12 protein-coding genes and 1 pseudogene are annotated in these 16,789 nt (G+C 67.9%); 5 read left to right on the top strand and 8 right to left on the bottom strand.

Annotated elements, in window-relative coordinates; translation table 11 throughout:
- Positions 1-100: 100 nt before the first annotated feature.
- Positions 101-1,585, top strand: coding sequence for a cobyric acid synthase (locus tag ACEQX1_RS08945; protein ID WP_370196741.1), 1,485 nt, complete (start codon positions 101-103; stop codon positions 1,583-1,585).
- Between the two features lie 25 nt (positions 1,586-1,610).
- Here the strand turns inward: ACEQX1_RS08945 and ACEQX1_RS08940 are convergent, their stop codons facing one another.
- The 8 genes and pseudogenes from ACEQX1_RS08940 to ACEQX1_RS08905 form a co-directional block, all read right to left on the bottom strand.
- Positions 1,611-2,441, bottom strand: coding sequence for an SDR family NAD(P)-dependent oxidoreductase (locus ACEQX1_RS08940; RefSeq protein WP_370196740.1), 831 nt, complete (start codon positions 2,439-2,441; stop codon positions 1,611-1,613).
- Between the two features lie 141 nt (positions 2,442-2,582).
- Positions 2,583-3,869, bottom strand: a complete 1,287-nt coding sequence (locus tag ACEQX1_RS08935) for an NAD(P)/FAD-dependent oxidoreductase (protein ID WP_370195765.1) — start codon at positions 3,867-3,869, stop codon at positions 2,583-2,585.
- Between the two features lies 1 nt (position 3,870).
- Positions 3,871-4,026 carry a DUF3096 domain-containing protein gene (locus ACEQX1_RS08930; protein WP_081451439.1) on the bottom strand — a complete coding sequence of 52 codons (156 nt, stop codon included), beginning with the start codon at positions 4,024-4,026 and terminating at the stop codon, positions 3,871-3,873.
- Between the two features lie 56 nt (positions 4,027-4,082).
- Complete coding sequence (locus ACEQX1_RS08925; protein WP_370195766.1) at positions 4,083-4,862, bottom strand: 3-hydroxybutyrate dehydrogenase; 780 nt, start codon at positions 4,860-4,862, stop codon at positions 4,083-4,085.
- 197 nt (positions 4,863-5,059) lie between these two features.
- Positions 5,060-6,190, bottom strand: a pseudogene (locus ACEQX1_RS08920) (methyl-accepting chemotaxis protein); the annotation flags it as partial.
- Between the two features lie 512 nt (positions 6,191-6,702).
- Complete coding sequence (locus tag ACEQX1_RS08915) at positions 6,703-7,023, bottom strand: hypothetical protein (RefSeq protein WP_155898396.1); 321 nt, start codon at positions 7,021-7,023, stop codon at positions 6,703-6,705.
- Positions 7,024-7,301: 278 nt separating this feature from the next.
- On the bottom strand, positions 7,302-9,212 hold the full coding sequence (locus ACEQX1_RS08910; RefSeq protein ID WP_370196739.1) for a methyl-accepting chemotaxis protein: 1,911 nt from the start codon (positions 9,210-9,212) through the stop codon (positions 7,302-7,304).
- Between the two features lie 198 nt (positions 9,213-9,410).
- Positions 9,411-13,070, bottom strand: a complete 3,660-nt coding sequence (locus ACEQX1_RS08905; protein ID WP_370192527.1) for a hydantoinase B/oxoprolinase family protein — start codon at positions 13,068-13,070, stop codon at positions 9,411-9,413.
- A gap of 120 nt (positions 13,071-13,190) precedes the next feature.
- On the opposite strand from ACEQX1_RS08905, the gene ACEQX1_RS08900 reads away from it, so the two are divergent.
- From ACEQX1_RS08900 to ACEQX1_RS08885, 4 genes are all read left to right on the top strand, one after another.
- Positions 13,191-14,159 (top strand): TRAP transporter substrate-binding protein, encoded by a 969-nt coding sequence (locus tag ACEQX1_RS08900; protein WP_370192525.1) that lies wholly within the window; start codon positions 13,191-13,193, stop codon positions 14,157-14,159.
- Positions 14,160-14,241: 82 nt separating this feature from the next.
- Complete coding sequence (locus ACEQX1_RS08895; protein WP_370192523.1) at positions 14,242-14,778, top strand: TRAP transporter small permease; 537 nt, start codon at positions 14,242-14,244, stop codon at positions 14,776-14,778.
- Positions 14,778-16,085 carry a TRAP transporter large permease gene (locus ACEQX1_RS08890; protein ID WP_024349405.1) on the top strand — a complete coding sequence of 436 codons (1,308 nt, stop codon included), beginning with the start codon at positions 14,778-14,780 and terminating at the stop codon, positions 16,083-16,085. Before ACEQX1_RS08895 ends, ACEQX1_RS08890 begins: the two co-directional genes overlap by 1 nt.
- A gap of 2 nt (positions 16,086-16,087) precedes the next feature.
- Positions 16,088-16,648: a winged helix DNA-binding protein gene (locus ACEQX1_RS08885; protein WP_370192521.1), complete on the top strand. Its 561-nt coding sequence runs from the start codon at positions 16,088-16,090 to the stop codon at positions 16,646-16,648.
- Positions 16,649-16,789 lie beyond the last annotated feature (141 nt).

The following is a 16,789-nucleotide window of genomic DNA, read 5'->3' as shown; positions in this document are numbered from 1 at the left end:
CGGCAACGGTGCTTGGGTCGGCGGTCGCAGCAATGCTATTGCGGGGCAGAGACACAGCTTCCGTTCCTGCCGCCTGCCCGCCCCGCCAAGGATCTGCCGCATGCCCCGGACCCCCGCCATCATGCTCCAGGGCACCGGATCGGATGTCGGCAAGACCGTGCTGGTCGCCGGCCTCTGCCGGCTGTTTGCCCGGCGCGGCCTGAAGGTGCGGCCGTTCAAGCCGCAGAACATGTCGAACAACGCCGCCGTGGCGCTGATTCCGGAGACCGGCGGCTTCGGCGAGATCGGCCGCGGGCAATGGCTGCAGGCACTGGCCTGCGGCACGGCGCCAACGGTCGACATGAACCCGGTGCTCCTCAAACCGCAATCGGAGACCGGCAGCCAGATCGTCCTGCGCGGCCGGGTCGCCGGCGAGGCGAAGGGCCGCGATTACCAGCGGCTGAAGGCCGGCTTTCTCGACACGGTGCTCGACAGCTTCGCACGGCTCTCCGCCGATGCCGATCTCGTCATCGTGGAGGGCGCCGGATCGCCGGCCGAGATCAATCTGCGCGCCAACGACATCGCAAACATGGGCTTTGCCACCGCCGCCGACGTGCCGGTGATCCTCGTCGGCGACATCGACCGCGGGGGCGTCATCGCCTCGCTGGTCGGCACCCACGCCATCCTGCCCGAGACCGACCGGCGGCAGATTGCCGGTTATCTGATCAACAAGTTTCGCGGCGACGTCTCGCTGTTCGACGACGGGCTCGCCGCCATCACCGACTTCACCGGCTGGCCGAGCCTCGGCGTCGTGCCGCATCTCGCCGCCGCGGCGAAGCTGCCGGCCGAGGATTCGGTGGCGCTGGAACGATTGTCGGCGCCAGGCGCCGGACGGAAGCTGACCGTCGCCGTGCCGCTGCTCGGCCGGATCGCCAATTTCGACGATCTCGACCCGCTGAAAGCCGAGCCGGATGTCGAAGTCGTCTTCGTGCGGCCCGGCGACCGGCTGCCGGATCATGCCGCGCTGGTGCTGATCCCCGGCTCGAAATCGACCATCGGCGATCTGGCCGCCTGCCGGGCGAATGGCTGGGACCGGGATCTTGCTGCCCATCACGCCCGCGGCGGCCATGTCGTCGGCCTGTGCGGCGGCTACCAGATGCTCGGCCGCGTGGTGCGCGATCCGCATGGCATCGAGGGGCCGGTGCACGAGGCAGAGGGGCTTGGACTGCTGGATGTCGAAACGGTCATGGAGCCGGAAAAGACCGTGCGGGAGGCGCGGGTCACCGCGCCCGACGGCGCGCCGCTCGACGGCTACGAGATCCATCTCGGCCGCACCGCCGGCCCCGACTGCGCCCGGCCGGTCTGCCTCATAGACGGGGCCCCGGACGGGGCGACATCGCCCGACGGACGGGTCTTCGGCACCTATCTGCACGGGCTGTTCGGCGCCGATGGCTGGCGCCGCAGCTTCCTCGCCCGCTTCGGCCTCGACGCCGCCGACACCGGCTACCGGGCGGGTGTCGAAGCCGCCCTGGATGCGATCGCGGACGAGCTGGAGCGGGTGATCGCCGTCGATCGCCTGCTCGCCCTCGCCCGCAACCGCGAATGAACCCGGCGCCCTAGCGGCCCGCGGCCTAGGCCTTGAACTTCTCGGCCCAGTCGCTGTGCCAGCGCGACAGCGGCGGCCGGTTCTCGACGATGTCGCCCGCCGCCCAGGCGATGCGCTTCTCGTCCATCTCGCGGGTCACCTCGCCATCCGGGCAGAGGATGTAGAAATCGTCGGTGCCGAGCTTCTCCAGCATGAAGTCGGCGGTCTGTTCCGGCGTCCAGGCGCCGTCGGGCTTCTCGACCCGTTCGCCCCGCGTCAGCGGGGTGAAGACGAAGCCCGGGATCATCAGCCGCGCCTCGACCCGGCAGCCCTCGCGGTTGCGCAGATCGTGCTGCAGCGCCTCGGTGAAGGCCTTCAGCCCGGCCTTGGAGACGTTGTAGGCCGGGTCTCCCGGCGGCGTGGTGATGCCCTGCTTGGAGCCGCTGACGACGATCAGGCCGGGCTCGCCGCCGGCGACCATGCGCTCGCCGAAGATCTGGGCGACCTGGATGGCGCCGTGCAGATTGACCCGCAGCACCGCGTCCCAGTTGGCCTGCGGCCCGAAGATGCTGCTGCCCGGTTGGATGCCGGCATTGTCGAACAGAAGATGGATCGTGCCGAAGCGGCCGAAGAGGTTCTTGGCCAGCGCCTCGACCGCGGCGCGGTCGCCGACATCGGTGTTCGACGTCAGAACCGTGCCCGACGGGCTTTCGGCGGCGACGGCCTCCTTGGCGGCGGCGAGCCGCTCCTCGATCCGGTCGACCAGGCAGACGGTCATGCCGGCGGCGGCAAAGCGCTTGGCGGCGGCAAGGCCGATGCCGGACGCGCCACCGGTGACGACGGCGACATTGCCGTCCGCAATGACGGGATGGGTCATTGTTGGTTCCTTCTCACGGGGCATGGCTTGTGGAAATGATCCGACGCCGGGGGCGTGCGACGGACTAACATCGGCATTTCGCGTCGATCCGCAAGGGGCGGCGCACCGCCCGCCGCCAGGGGCAGCGACGGGCGGCAGGCTTCAGCCGTGCAGCTTCAAGGCGGGCCCGCGCGCCGGGCTGATGACGTCGGCGACGATCGCCACCGTGCCCCGCAAGGGCCCCAGCACCGCCCATTGATGCTGGCGCTGCAGGGCATGATAGGCGGCGGTGGCGAACTGGCCGGCGACGTAGAAATCGTCCTTGCGGGCAAAGCCGATCAGCCCCACCGAACCGGCCCGGCCCAGCGACACCAGCTTGCCCTTGTCGCGGAAGACGAAGGGGCCCGGCGTTTCGCCGGCCAGTGCCTTCGGGATCGCCGAGGCGAGATAATCGGCCTGCTGGCTGGCGCATTGCGCCGTCGGCGGCAGCGGCATCGCGGCACCGGCCGGCGTATGGCTGGCGGCGTCGCCCAGGACGTATATCGCCGGATCGACGGTGGTGCGCAGCCGGTCGTCGACGACGATGCGGCCCTTGCGGTCCATCTCGAAGTCGGCGAGCCCCTTCAGGCAGGGATGGCCGACCAGCCCGGCCGCCCAGACGGCGATGTCGGCGGGCCAGCTCTTGCCGTCGGCGGAGCGGACCTCGCTGGCCGTGACCGCCGCGACCCTGGCGCCGGTCTCGACCGCGACGTCGAGCGCCTTCAGCCGGTCGGCGACACCGGTCCGCAGCTCGCCATTCGCCCCCGGCATCAGTTCGGGCGCCGCCTCTAGGATCGTCAGGTCGAGCAGCTTGCGGCGCGCGTGCTCGTCCTCGGGTTCGAAGAAGGCCTGTTCGGACAGGCGCAGATGGGCGGCAAGCTCGGTGCCGGTCGCGCCGGAGCCGATGATGACGATCCGCGCCGGATTGGCGCCCGCCCGCGCGGCGATCATCGCTGCGATGAACAATTCGCGGAATTCGTCGGCATCGGTCTTGGTGTCGAGCCGGATGGCGTGTTCGGCAACGCCCTCGGTGCCGAAATCGGTGGTGACGCCGCCCAGCGCGACGACGCAGACATCATAGGAGAGGTGGCGCGCCGGGGTCAGAAGCCGGCCATCCTGGTCGTGCATGTCGCCGAGCCGCACGGTCTTCGCCGCCCGGTCGATCGCCTCGACCCGGCCCTGCTCGAAGCGGAAGCCTCGCATCTTGGCCAGCATGTAGAAGCCGATCTCGGCAAGCGTCGAATTCACCGTGCCGGCAGCGAATTCGTGCAACCGCGGCTTCCATAAATGGGTGCTGACCGCATCGACCAGCGTCACGGCGCAGCTCTTGTCGGCGGCCAGTTCCGCCGCCAGTTCCAGCCCGCCGGCGCCGCCGCCGAGGATCAGGACGCGTTTGCGTTGCGCCTGCATGTCAGCCGGCCAGCCGGGCCAGCGCATCCGGGAACAGCCCGGTCAGACCGATGAAGATCAGATAGAGCGCCACGATGATGTTCAAAAGCCGCGGGATGACGAGGATGAGAACCCCCGCGATCAGTGCGACGATCGGCTGGATACTGATGATTTCCATGATGCTGTCCCTTCCATGGCGGATGACCCGCGACGGGAGATAGGACCGGCATCGCGTCAGGCCATGTACCAGCCGTGGCTCGGGACGATCGACTGGCCGGTCAGCGCATTGGAGCGGAAACCGGCGAGGAACACCGCGATCTCGGCGACGTCCTCCATGGTGGTGAATTCCTGGTCGACGGTGCCGCCCAGCATGACCCGGTCGACCACCTCCTTCTCGGAAATGTTCAGGCTGGCCGCCTGTTCGGGGATCTGCTTCTCGACCAGCGGCGTCTTCACGAAGCCGGGGCAGATCGTGTTGGCGCGCACGCCGTGCTTCGCGCCCTCCTTGGCCATCACCCGGGAGAGGCCGAGAATGCCGTGCTTGGCCGCGACATAGGCAGATTTCAGCGCCGACGCCTCGTGGCTGTGCACCGATCCCATATAGATCAGCGAGCCGGACTTCTGCGGATACATGTGCTTCACACAGGCCTTGGTCAGCAGGAACGAGCCGTCGAGATGGATGGCCAGAACCCTGCGGAAATCGGCATAGGGGAAATCCTCGATCGGATGCACGATCTGGATGCCGGCATTCGAGACCATGGTGTCGATCCGGCCGAAGTGGCGCGCCACCGCGTCGACTCCGCTGTTCACCGCCTCCTCGCTGGTGACGTCCATCTCCACCGCCATCGCCTCGGCGCCGGCCTCTTCCAGTTCGCCGACGACCCGGCGAGCGGCCGCCATGTCGATGTCGCAGATCGCCAGACGCGCGCCCTCGCGGGCGAAACTCAAGGCGATCTGCCTGCCGATCCCCGATCCGGCGCCCGTGACGACCGCGACATTGCCCTGCATCTGCATGTGATCTCTCCACCGTTGTCGCGGCAGTTAAGAGAGGCAACGCGTGCAGTGCAACACAAACGATCGAACCGTCTTCGGGAAACGTCTCCGACGCCTGAACGCCAGAGCCCGAAGCAGTCTCCTGCTCCGGGCTCCGTCTGCTCGTTTTATGCCGTTCGCATCCGCCCCGGCGCGAAATTCCGCCGGGCCTCGTCGGGTCAGGCTGCTCGGCGGGGCGAAGCCGGGCGGCCCGCATGATGCGTGCGGTCGTCCCACCGGGCGCCGGCATTGCCGGCACTGGTGCGGAACTTCGCCATGGCATGGGCCAGTTCGTCGGTCTCGTTGGCCAGCGTCTGGCTGGCCGCGGTGGCTTCTTCCACCATGGCGGCGTTCTGCTGGGTCACCTTGTCCATCTGGTCGGCAGCGCCCGAGACTTCGCGCAGGCTCGTCGCCTGTTCGCGGGCCGAGGAGGCAATGGTCGAGATGACCTCCGCCATGGCGCTGACTTCGGTCACGATCTCCTCCAGCGACTTGCCGGATGCCGTGACCAGCTCGACGCCGGTGCCGACCTGTTCGCGGGACGTGGCGATCAGGGTCTTGATCTCCTTGGCGGCTTCCGCCGAACGCTGGGCGAGGCCGCGCACTTCCTGGGCGACGACCGCAAAGCCCTTGCCCGCCTCGCCGGCCCGTGCCGCCTCGACGCCGGCATTCAGGGCCAGGAGGTTGGTCTGGAAGGCGATCTCGTCGATGACCGAGATGATCGAGTTGATCTTCTCCGAAGACTGCTCGATCTGGCCCATGGCCGCAACCGCCTTGCCGACGACCTCGCCGCCCTTCTGAGCCTTTTCGCGGGCCCCTGAGGCCACCTGCTGCGCCTTGCCGGCACCCTCGGCGGTCTCGTTGACCGCCTGGGTGACTTCGCCCAATGCCGCGACGGTTTCCTCGAGGCTCGCCGCCTGCTGCTCGGTGCGATGGGCGAGATCGTTCGAGGCCGTGTTGATCTCGCCGAGACCGGTGCGGATCGAGGCGATCGAGGTCACCACGTGGCCGATGGCTTCTTCCAGCGAGGCGACGCTGGCGTTGAACTTGGCGCGGATCGGCTCGAATTCCTCGGCCACTTTGTCCTGCATGCGCACGGTCAGGTCACCGGCCGACAGCCGCTCGAAGCCCACTTCGACGACGCCGACAAAGGCGCGCAGATCCTCGGCCTTGGCGTTGTCGAGCGCGGCGCGCCGGGCTTCCTTCTGGGCGTCGGCGTCGCGCAGTTCGGCCGCCTGCCGGTTCAGCCGCTCGGCTCGTTCCTGCTCCTCGCGGGCCGCGATGCTTGCTGCGGAGACCGCGGCGAACATGCCGCTCACCTTGATCGCCAGCCAGGTGAGGACACCGGCCTCGACCAGGAGGATCACCGCATGCAGGCTGACCCGGCCGAGATCGGTGCCGCCGGGATAGATCGCCGCGGGAAGAAGGAAGTTCAGAAGGATGTGATGCAGTGCCGTCGCCACGGTCGCGCCGGCGATGACCCGCCAGTCGAACAAGGCACCGATCACCGCAAGCCCGGCGAAATAGGCCATGTGCATGTCGACCTGCAGGTAGCTGCCCGACATGGTCGCCACGACGATGGAGATGTTGGCGACCAGCGCCACCGCGACCGCCATGCGGGCGGCTGCCGCAAATTCCGGCCGGGCCGACAGGACGAGGCAGACGATGCCGAGACCCGCCGACGTCAGCGCCGGCATGAAGGCCACACCGCTGCCCGAGGCCAGCGAGATCAGCAGTAGCAGCGGCGCAACCGCCATCTGCACCAGCGCCAGGAGACGGACGAGACGGCTACGATGACGGTCGAGATCGACGAGGGCATCCATCAAAAACTCCTGTTGGGCGGGGGCGCGCAGCCGATCGTGGCGGCGTCGACGAGAAGGATCGCGCCGGCATTTCGCAGGCGGCGCGCAAGATCGGGGTCGGAAAAGGCGAACACGGCGACGGACGACCATCCGCCGACGTCGAGCAGGCTGCCGGCGGAGGCGGCCGTGCGGATGACTCGCGCCTGCGACCACCAGGGCGGGAAGAAGGCCGCAACGCTCCGTGAGCCGGCGAAGCTCGGCTCCGGCAGGCTCGCCACGATGCCGGCCAGCGCGATGACCATCGCCCCGATCCAGACAGTGAGCTGAGAGTTGAGGACCACGACAATGCCCGATCAGGTGCGCGAGGGGCCGTGGCGCGTTCGCCGATGACCGTTGCCGGGACTATGGTGGTGGTCGTTTACGAGACGGTTAAACTACGTGAACCATAGGGTTCACAGGGGCGTGAGACGGTCGCTTCCCGCGACCGGATCGGGCCCCGGCGCGCTGCCGTATCGTCTCGATCCGGCCCCGATCGCGGGCACCCGGACGAACGTCACCCTCAAACAGACATGCCGGCCCGAAGGCCGGCATGATGCATTTTCAGCGTTGGAAGCCGGGATCAGAACTCTTCCCAGCTCTCCTCCTGGGCGCGCGGGGCGCGGGCCGCACCGCCCGCACCGGTCGGGCGAAGCTGGGTCACTGCGGCACTGCGACGCGGCGCCTGCGCAGGGCGGGCCGGGCTGCGATTCAGGTTACCGGCACTGGTGCGGAACTGCGCCATGGCATGGGCGAGTTCGTCGGTCTCGTTGGCCAGCGTCTGGCTGGCCGCCGTCGCCTCTTCCACCATCGCGGCGTTCTGCTGGGTGATCTTGTCCATCTGGTCGGCCGCACCCGACACTTCCCGCAGGCTCGTCGCCTGTTCGCGAGCCGAGGAGGCAATGGTCGAGATGACCTCCGCCATGGCGCTGACTTCCGTGACGATCTCTTCCAGCGACTTGCCGGAGGCGGTGACCAGCTCGACGCCGGTGCCGACCTGCTCGCGGGACGTCGCGATCAGCGTCTTGATCTCCTTGGCGGCTTCCGCCGAGCGCTGGGCGAGGCCGCGCACTTCCTGGGCGACGACCGCAAAGCCCTTGCCTGCCTCGCCGGCCCGTGCCGCCTCGACACCGGCATTCAGCGCCAGCAGGTTGGTCTGGAAGGCGATCTCGTCGATGACCGAGATGATCGAGTTGATCTTCTCCGAAGACTGCTCGATCTGGCCCATGGCCGCAACCGCCTTGCCGACGACCTCGCCGCCCTTCTGGGCCTTCTCACGGGCCCCCGAGGCCACCTGCTGGGCCTTGCCGGCGCCCTCGGCGGTCTCGTTGACGGCCTGGGTCACTTCGCCAAGGGCTGCGACGGTCTCTTCGAGGCTCGCCGCCTGCTGTTCGGTGCGGTGGGCGAGGTCGTTCGACGCCGTGTTGATCTCGCCGAGACCGGTGCGGATCGAGGCGATCGAGGTCACGACATGGCCGATGGCCTCTTCCAGCGAGGCGACGCTGGCGTTGAACTTCGCCCGGATCGGCTCGAATTCCTCGGCCACCTTGTCCTGCATGCGCACGGTGAGGTCACCGGCCGACAGCCGCTCGAAGCCCACTTCGACGACGCCGACAAAGGCGCGCAGATCCTCGGCCTTGGCGTTGTCGAGGGCGGCCTGACGCTTCTTGGCGTCTTCCTGGCTGATACGGGTGGCCTCGGCTTCCTGAGCCAGCTCATCGCGCTCGATCGCGGCCTTCTTGAAGGCCTCGACGGCACCGGCCATCTCGCCGATCTCGTCCTGGCGTCCGGCGCCCGGGATCGCCACGGTCTTGTCGCCGGCGGCGAGCGAACGCATGGCTGCGGTCATCTGGGTCAGCGGACGGGAAATGCTGCGGGCCAGCGGCCAGGCGCAGGCGATCAACAGGCCGAGCAGCGGCAGCGACCAGGCCAGCGACTTGGCGACCTCGCTCATGAAGATCGCGTTGAGATCGTCGACATAGACGCCGGTACCGATCACCCAGCCCCACTGCGGCACGGACGCCGAATAGCTCAGCTTGGCGATCGGCTCCTCGCCCTTGGTGCGCGGCCACAGATAGGGGGTGATGCCGCCGCCCTGGGCGGCCTTGGCGATGATTTCCTGGAACAGCGGGAAGCCGCTCGGGTCGCGGCTGTCCCAGAAGTTCTTGCCGACCAGCGCCGTGTTCGGGTGGACCAGCATGTTGGCCTTGGTATCGGTGACGAAGAAATAGTCGTCCTTGCCGTAACGCATGGACTCGACCACTGCCGCCGCCTGGGCGCGTGCCGCATCCTCGGTGAGGGCGCCATCGGCGACCATCGTCTGGTAGCGCTCGACGATCGCGACGGCCGATTCCACCTGCGTCTTGATGAGTTCGCCGCGTTGGGCTTCCACGACGTTGCGCAGCGACAGGAGCTGCGCGCCGGTAACGACGAGGCAGATGACGATCGACAGCGCGATCAGCGCGGCCAGTTTCTTCGATATGGTCAGAGGCATGTGAACGATCCCAAAAACGTGATCGTTCGAATTGACACGAAATCCTTTAACGGAACCTATCCGTGTGCCGCACGTTCGCGATTTCGCGACATACGCGACCGATATACTTCCATTCCCCTGGCGGAGTTCCCGCCGCCGGCCCGGCGATCGTGAGGACCGGGCCGACGGCGATGGCGATTGCCGCGTAACGACCGCGGCTTAGGGCCGGCCGTAGCCGCCCGGCGTCGGCGTCGTGACGATCACCGCCTCGCCGGCCTGCAGCACGGTCTGGTCGCAGCCTTCGAGCCGTTCGACGCTGCCATCCGCGCGGCGGATCTCGGTCTTGCCCATCTGGCCGTCCTCGCCGCCGGCGATGCCGCGCGGCGGCAGGGTCCGGTGCGAGGACAAGATGGCGCAGTCCATCTCCTGCAGGAAGCGGATGGTGCGTTCGGTGCCGTCGCCGCCGGCCTTCTCGCCGCCGCCGCCGGAGCCGGCCCGGATATGGAAGTCCTCCAGCACGACCGGATAGCGCATCTCCAGGATCTCCGGATCGGTGAGGCGCGAATTGGTCATGTGGACATGCACGCCCGACGTGCCGGCGAAGCTTGTGCCGTCGTTCATGCGACCGGCCGGCGAGCCCGAGCAGATGGTCTCGTAATACTGGTAGCGCGCATCCCCGAAGGTCAGATTGTTCATCGTGCCTTCCGAGTTCGACAGCGCGCCGAAAGCGCCGAACAGCGCATTGGTGACATGCTGCGAGGTCTCGACATTGCCGGCGACGACGGCGGCCGGATAGACCGGCTTGAGCATCGAACCGTCCGGCACGACGATGCGGATCGGGCGCAGGCACCCGGCATTCATCGGGATCGGCTTTTCCACCATCACGCGGAAGACGTAGAGAACCGCGGCCCGCGTCACCGGCTCGGGCGCGTTGAAATTGTTGGCCATGGACGGCGACGTGCCGGTGAAGTCGACGGTCGCCTCGCGGGCCTCCCGGTCGATGGTGATCGCGACCTTGATGATCTGGCCGGAATCGGTCGGATATTCGTAGGAACAATCCTCCAGCCCGTCGATGAGCTGGCGCACCGCCTCGGCGGCGTTGTCCTGGACGAAGCCCATATAGGCGCGGGCCGTGTCGAGGCCGAAGGTCTCGACCATCTTGCGCAGTTCGGCGACGCCCTTCTCGTTGGCCGCGATCTGCGCCTTCAGGTCGGCGACGTTCTGGTCGGGATTGCGGGCCGGATAGGGATGGTCGGTCAGGACCCGGCGCAGTTCCTCCTCCTGGAAGATTCCGCCATCGACGAGGCGCAGATTGTCGATGAGGACGCCCTCCTCGTCGACCCTCGTGGCGCGCGGGGTCATCGAGCCCGGTGCGATGCCGCCGACATCGGCATGGTGGCCGCGCGAGGCGACATAGAAGAGGATCGTCCGCTTCGCGTCGTCGAAGACCGGGGTGACCACGGTGATGTCCGGCAGATGGGTGCCGCCATTATAGGGCGCGTTCAGCGCGAAGACGTCGCCTGGCCGGATCGCGTCCTTGTTCTGGGCGATGATCGTCTCGACCGAGCGGTCCATGGAGCCCAGATGCACCGGCATGTGCGGCGCGTTGGCGACGAGCGCACCAGTGGCGTCGAAGACGGCGCAGGAGAAGTCGAGCCGCTCCTTGATGTTCACCGAGGAGGCGGTGTTCTGCAGCGTCACGCCCATCTGCTCGGCGATCGACATGAACAGGTTGTTGAACACCTCCAGGAGCACCGGATCGGCGCCAGCCTCGCCGGAGCCGGCCCTGGCCGTGCCGAGTGCGGCATGGCGGGCCTTCTTCTCGGTGCGGGTCAGGAGGACGTCGTTGTGAACGGTGATCCCCGCCGACCAGCCGGGCTCGACGACGATGGTCTGGTTCGGCTCGACGATCAGCGCCGGTCCGGCAATGCGGGCGCCCAGTTCCAGCGCCTCGCGGCGGAAGATACCGGCCTCACGCTCGGCCCCGCCGGTGTAGATGCGGCCGGTCTCGGAGGCTTCGGCGTCATAAGCCGCGACATTGCCCTCGCTCGCGTCGACGACCGTCTCGCGGCGCTCGGCGCCCTCGACCGAAACGTTCTCGACGACGATCGGGCGATCCTCGTAGACGAAGCCGAACTGCGCCCGGTGGGCGTCCTCGAAGGCCGTGCGCGCGGCCGCGAAATCGCCGTTATGGACGACCGGCAGCGTCGTGTCGGTGCCGTCATAGCGCAGTTGCAGCAGCAGCGTCGTGTCGACGCTCTCGTCGGCGACGCCCTGGGCGGCGAGTTCGGCGGCCACGGCCTTTCCGAGCTCCGCCGCCAGCGCGTCGATGGCATCGCGGGACGCCTCTTCCAGCGGTGCGACCAGCGCCTGGCTGCGCGAGGAGAACAGCGAGGACAGGCCGATGCCGTAGGCCGACAGGAGGCCGGACATGGGGTGGATCAGCACCCGTTCCATCGACAGGGCGTCGGCGACGAGGCAGGCATGCTGGCCGCCGGCCCCGCCGAAGGAATTCAGAAGGTAGCGCGAGACGTCGTAGCCGCGCTGCACCGAGATCTTCTTGATGGCATTGGCCATGTTCTCGACGGCGATGGTCAGGAAGCCCTCGGCCATCTGCCGCGGATCGCGATCCTCGCCGAGCGTCGCCGCCATGGCCTTGAACTTCTCGGCGACGATACCGGCGTCCAGCGGCTGGTCGCGGCCCGGCCCGAACACCGCCGGGAACAGCTCCGGCTTCAGCTTGCCGAGCATGACATTGGCGTCGGTCACCGTCAGCGGCCCGCCCTTGCCGTAGGCCGCCGGCCCCGGATGCGCGCCGGCCGAATCCGGGCCGACCTGGAAGCGGCCCTGGTCGAGATGCAGGATCGAGCCGCCGCCGGCAGCCACCGTGTGGATGCGCATCATCGGCGCGCGAATGCGCACGCCCGCGACTTCCGAATCCAGCGCCCGCTCATAGGAGCCGGCATAGTGGGTGACATCGGTCGAGGTGCCGCCCATGTCGAAGCCGATGACCTTCTCCTCGCCGGCCAGGCGCGCGGTTTCGGCCATGCCGACGACGCCGCCGGCGGGGCCCGACAGGATCGCGTCCTTGCCCTGGAAGAGATCGGCGGCAGTCAGTCCGCCCGACGACATCATGAACTGCAGGGACGGCGCGGCGGCATCCTCTGTGCTGGCGCCGAGCGCGCCGGCGACGCGGCTGACATAGCGCGAGAGGATCGGCGTCAGATAGGCGTCGACGACCGTGGTGTCGCCGCGCCCGACGATCTTGACCAGCGGCGAGACCTCGTGGCTGACCGAGATCTGCGAGAAACCGGCTTCTTCCGCCAGGGCGCGGGCGCGCTGCTCGTGGGCCGGATAGCGCCAGGAATGCATGAAGACGATGGCGACGGCGTCGATGCCGTCGGCCCTGGCGGCCGCCAGCGCGTCGCGGGTGCCGGCCTCGTCCAGTTCGCGCTCCAGCGTGCCGTCGGCCAGCACCCGCTCGCCGACCTCCGCCACCCGCTCGTAGAGCTGCTCGGGCAGGATGATCTCCTTGGCGAAGATGTCGGGCCGGGCCTGATAGGCGATCTTCAATGCGTCGCGGAAACCGCTTGTGATGAGCAGCAGCGTGCGGTCGCCCTTGCGCTCGAGCAGCGCATTGGTGGCCACCGTCGTACCCATGCGCACCGTGCCGACGCGGTCCGAGACGATCGGCGCGTCGCTGGCCAGGCCAAGAAGGTCGCGGATGCCTTCGAGGGCGGCGTCCTCGTAGACGCCGGGATTTTCGGAGAGCAGCTTGCGCGGATGCAGGCCCCCGTCGGGATCGCGGCCGATGATGTCGGTGAAGGTGCCGCCCCGGTCGATCCAGAAGTCCCACTTGCCGCTGTTGACTGCACTCATCTTCGGCACTCCGCTCAAGAATTCATCTTTATCGGCGATTTATCGACAGATTATCAGTGTGTTTGACGGAGGGCAATTTTCGTGGAAGTCTTTCTTCCGGAAACAGCCATGGAGACTGCGATGAAGCATCTGTCGACGATTACGCTTGCCGCCACTCTGGTTCTGCCGGGCGCGGCCCTTGCCCAGACGGCCTGGGACATGCCGACCCCCTATGCGGAAGGCAATTTCCACGAAAAGAACATCGCCACCTTCATCGAGGAGGTGAACGGCGCCGCCGGCGAGGCGGTCCAGATCACCCAGCACCCGAACCAGTCGCTGATCAAGCATCCGGACATCAAGAACTCGGTCCGCGACGGCATTGTGCCGATCGGCGAGCTGCTGGTCTCGCGGCTCGAGAACGAGAACCCGATCTACGGGGCCGATTCCGTGCCGTTCCTGGCCACCAGCTACGACGAGGCGAAGAAACTCTACGACGCCCAGAAGCCGATGATGGAAGAGGCGCTGGCCAAGGACGGCCTGAAGCTTCTGTTCTCGGTGCCTTGGCCGCCGCAGGGCCTCTACACCAAGCAGGCGGTGGATTCCGTCGCCGAGCTCGGCGGCAAGTCGTTCCGTGCCTACAACACCTCGACCGAGGCGATCGCCAACGAGGCCGGCATGGTGCCGACCCAGATCGAGGCCTCGGACGTGCCGACGGCATTCTCGACCGGCCGCGTCGAGGCGATGATGACCTCGCCCTCCACCGGTGTCGACACCAAGGCCTGGGACTTCCTGTCGAACTACTACGTCCTCAACGCCTGGCTGCCGCGCAACATGGTGATCGTCAACCAGGCCGCCTTCGACGCCCTGCCGCCGGAGGCCCAGACCGCCATCACCGAGGCGGCGGCGGCCGCCGAGACCCGCGGCTGGGAGGCCTCGGTGGCCGAGACCGAAAGCGCCACCAAGACGCTGTCGGAGAACGGCATCACGGTCGAAGAGCCGTCCGAGCAGATGAAGGCGGACTTCCAGAAGATCGGCGAGACGCTGACCGAATCCTGGAAGCAGTCGGCGGGCGAGGCCGGCGCGGCCCTGATCGAGGCCTATCGCAACTGATCATCGCTCCCATGAGACGGGCGGCGGCCATCGCCGCCCGTCGTCTGCCCCGAGCCTGCCCGTCAACCCGCCCGGAGCACCGATGCGTCGCGTTCTCGATACGATCTACAGCGTGGCCGGCGGCATCGCCGCCCTCTGCCTCGTCGCCATTCTTGTCCTCGTCGCACTGCAGGTGGGCGCCCGGCTCCTCGATTTCGTGCTGATCAGCCTCGGTGCGACGCCGACCCGCTTCGCGGTGCCCTCGCTCGCCGAGATCGCCGGCTTCCTCCTGGCGGGCGCCACCTTCCTGGCTCTGGCCGACACGCTGGCCCGGAACGTCCACATCCGCGTCGACCTCGTCACCCAGCGGCTGCCCGAGCGGGCGCGCCAGAATATCGACGGCATCGTCGCGCTGCTCGGCGCCGGGATCGCCCTGTTCGGCGCCTATGCCACCGGCGGACTGGCACTGAAGAGCTTCAGCTACGGCGACGTCTCCTACGGCATGATCGCCGTGCCGCTCGCCTTGCCCCAGGCGACGCTGGCGCTGGGCCTGTTCATCCTCGCCATCGCCCTTGTCGACGAGGCCGTGCTGGCCTTCCGCGGCATGGATCGCATCGCCGGCAGCGGAGGCAGCGTCTGATGGGCGTGTTCGAAGTCTCGCTGCTGCTCGTCGTCGTCCTCTTCGGCGCACTCGCGTCGGGTCTGTGGGTCGCGCTTGCGCTGACGCTGACGGCGCTCGCGGCGCTGCTCACCCGGCCGGCGCTGCCCGACGCACAAATCCTTGCCACCTCCTTCTGGTCGGCGTCGACCTCCTGGGACCTCACCGCCCTGCCGATGTTCATCTGGATGGGCGAGATCCTGTTCCGCTCGAAACTGTCGGAGGACCTCTTTGCCGGGCTCGCGCCGCTGATGCGGCGGCTGCCGGGCCGGCTGATCCACGTCAACATCGTCGGCTGCGCCATCTTCGCTGCGATCTCCGGCTCCTCGGCCGCCACCACCCAGACCATCGGCAAGATTTCGCTGCCGGAACTGAAGGAGCGCGGCTATGACGAGCGCATCGCCATGGGCTCGCTGGCCGGCTCGGGCACTCTGGGCCTGCTGATCCCGCCCTCGATCATCCTCATCGTCTATGGCGCGGCGGTGGAGGAATCCATCGCCCGGCTGTTCATCGCAGGCGTCGTGCCGGGCATCGTGCTGGCGCTGTTGTTCATGGGCTATGTGGCGCTCATCACCACGCTGAAGCCCTCGCTGATCCCGGCCGCGGCCGACGTCATCGTCGAGGAAAGCGCCTTCCGCTCGCTCGGCCGCATCCTGCCGACCATCCTGCTGATCGCCGGCGTCATCGGCTCGATCTATGGCGGCATCGCCTCGCCGACCGAGGCGGCGGTGATCGGCGTCATCCTGGCGCTGGTCATCGCAAGGGCCCAGAACGCGCTGAACTGGCAGAGTTTCCGCGAGGGCCTGATGGCGGCGACGCGGGTGTCGGCGATGATCGCCTTCATCCTCGCCGGCGCGGCGGTGGTCACCACCGCCATGGGCTTCACCGGCCTGCCGCGGGAACTGGCCACCTGGATCGGCTCGCTCGACCTGTCCCCCTTCGCGCTGCTGGCGGCGCTGACGGTGTTCTTCATGGTGCTCGGCTGCTTCCTCGACGGCATCTCCATGGTGGTGCTGACCACTTCGGTGATTATGCCGCTGGTAACCCAGGCCGGCTTCGACCTCGTCTGGTTCGGCATTTATCTCGTCATCGTCGTGGAAATGGCGCAAATCACGCCGCCGGTCGGCTTCAACCTCTTCGTCATCCAGGGCCTGACGGGACAGAACATCTTCAGGATCGCCGCCGCCACGGCGCCCTTCTTCGGGCTCCTGGCGCTGATGGTGGTGCTGCTGGCGGTGTTCCCCGATCTCGCCCTCTACCTGCCCCGCACGATGTTCTCCGGAGGCTGACCATGGCCGGCGGGACCGACGACACCAAACCCGAAGCCCCACTGCCCGCAGGACCGGCAGGATTCGGCCCCATCGTCTCCTCGGCGCATCTGGCCGATGGCGCCATGCCGGCCCTGTCGGAGGTCGAGTTCGGGATGATCCTCGCCAACCATGCCTTCGAGCGCTGGATGATCCGCTGCATGACGGCGGCCGGCCAGCCCGGCCTGACGGCGACGGAGATCCTCGTCCTCCATACGGTGACCCATCGCGGCAAGCCCAAGCGCCTCGCCGACATCTGCCTCGTGCTGGGCATCGAGGACACGCATCTGGCGACCTATGCGATCCGCAAGCTGGAGGCGAAGGGGCTGGTGGCGCGTGAGAAATCCGGCAAGGAACGGCTGATCGCGATCACCCCCGAGGGCGAGACCGCCTGTCGCCTCTACAAGGACCTGCGCGAACGCATCCTCGTCTCCGGCGCCGAGGAACTCGGCATATCGCCTGAGGCCATGACCAACGTCGCCCGCCTCCTGCGCGTCCTGTCGGGCCATTACGACCAGGCCGCCCGCACCGCGGCAAGTTTGTAAGGGACCGAAGACCGGCCTCGGCTCGGCGTTCACCGCTTGCCGATGCGATAGACATCGCCGCCAGACTGGACTGCTCGCGCCGCACCGCGGGACGCGTGCAGCGATGGGGGCCTTTTCCCATCGCTGCCTTCTGCCATAAGA

Origin of the sequence: Aurantimonas sp. (assembly GCF_964217435.1) — a bacterium.
GTDB lineage: Bacteria > Pseudomonadota > Alphaproteobacteria > Rhizobiales > Rhizobiaceae > Aurantimonas > Aurantimonas coralicida.
This window is presented reverse-complemented; position numbering and strand designations above follow the sequence as displayed.

Bases quoted from the DNA above. Each gene is read 5' to 3' on its own strand.
- ACEQX1_RS08945 (WP_370196741.1), top strand. From the start codon at position 101: ATGCCCCGGACCCCCGCCATCATGCTCCAGGGCACCGGATCGGATGTC.
- ACEQX1_RS08940 (WP_370196740.1), bottom strand. From the start codon at position 2,441: ATGACCCATCCCGTCATTGCGGACGGCAATGTCGCCGTCGTCACCGGT.
- ACEQX1_RS08935 (WP_370195765.1), bottom strand. From the start codon at position 3,869: ATGCAGGCGCAACGCAAACGCGTCCTGATCCTCGGCGGCGGCGCCGGC.
- ACEQX1_RS08930 (WP_081451439.1), bottom strand. From the start codon at position 4,026: ATGGAAATCATCAGTATCCAGCCGATCGTCGCACTGATCGCGGGGGTT.
- ACEQX1_RS08925 (WP_370195766.1), bottom strand. From the start codon at position 4,862: ATGCAGATGCAGGGCAATGTCGCGGTCGTCACGGGCGCCGGATCGGGG.
- ACEQX1_RS08910 (WP_370196739.1), bottom strand. From the start codon at position 9,212: ATGCCTCTGACCATATCGAAGAAACTGGCCGCGCTGATCGCGCTGTCG.
- ACEQX1_RS08905 (WP_370192527.1), bottom strand. From the start codon at position 13,070: ATGAGTGCAGTCAACAGCGGCAAGTGGGACTTCTGGATCGACCGGGGC.
- ACEQX1_RS08900 (WP_370192525.1), top strand. From the start codon at position 13,191: ATGAAGCATCTGTCGACGATTACGCTTGCCGCCACTCTGGTTCTGCCG.
- ACEQX1_RS08895 (WP_370192523.1), top strand. From the start codon at position 14,242: ATGCGTCGCGTTCTCGATACGATCTACAGCGTGGCCGGCGGCATCGCC.
- ACEQX1_RS08890 (WP_024349405.1), top strand. From the start codon at position 14,778: ATGGGCGTGTTCGAAGTCTCGCTGCTGCTCGTCGTCGTCCTCTTCGGC.
- ACEQX1_RS08885 (WP_370192521.1), top strand. From the start codon at position 16,088: ATGGCCGGCGGGACCGACGACACCAAACCCGAAGCCCCACTGCCCGCA.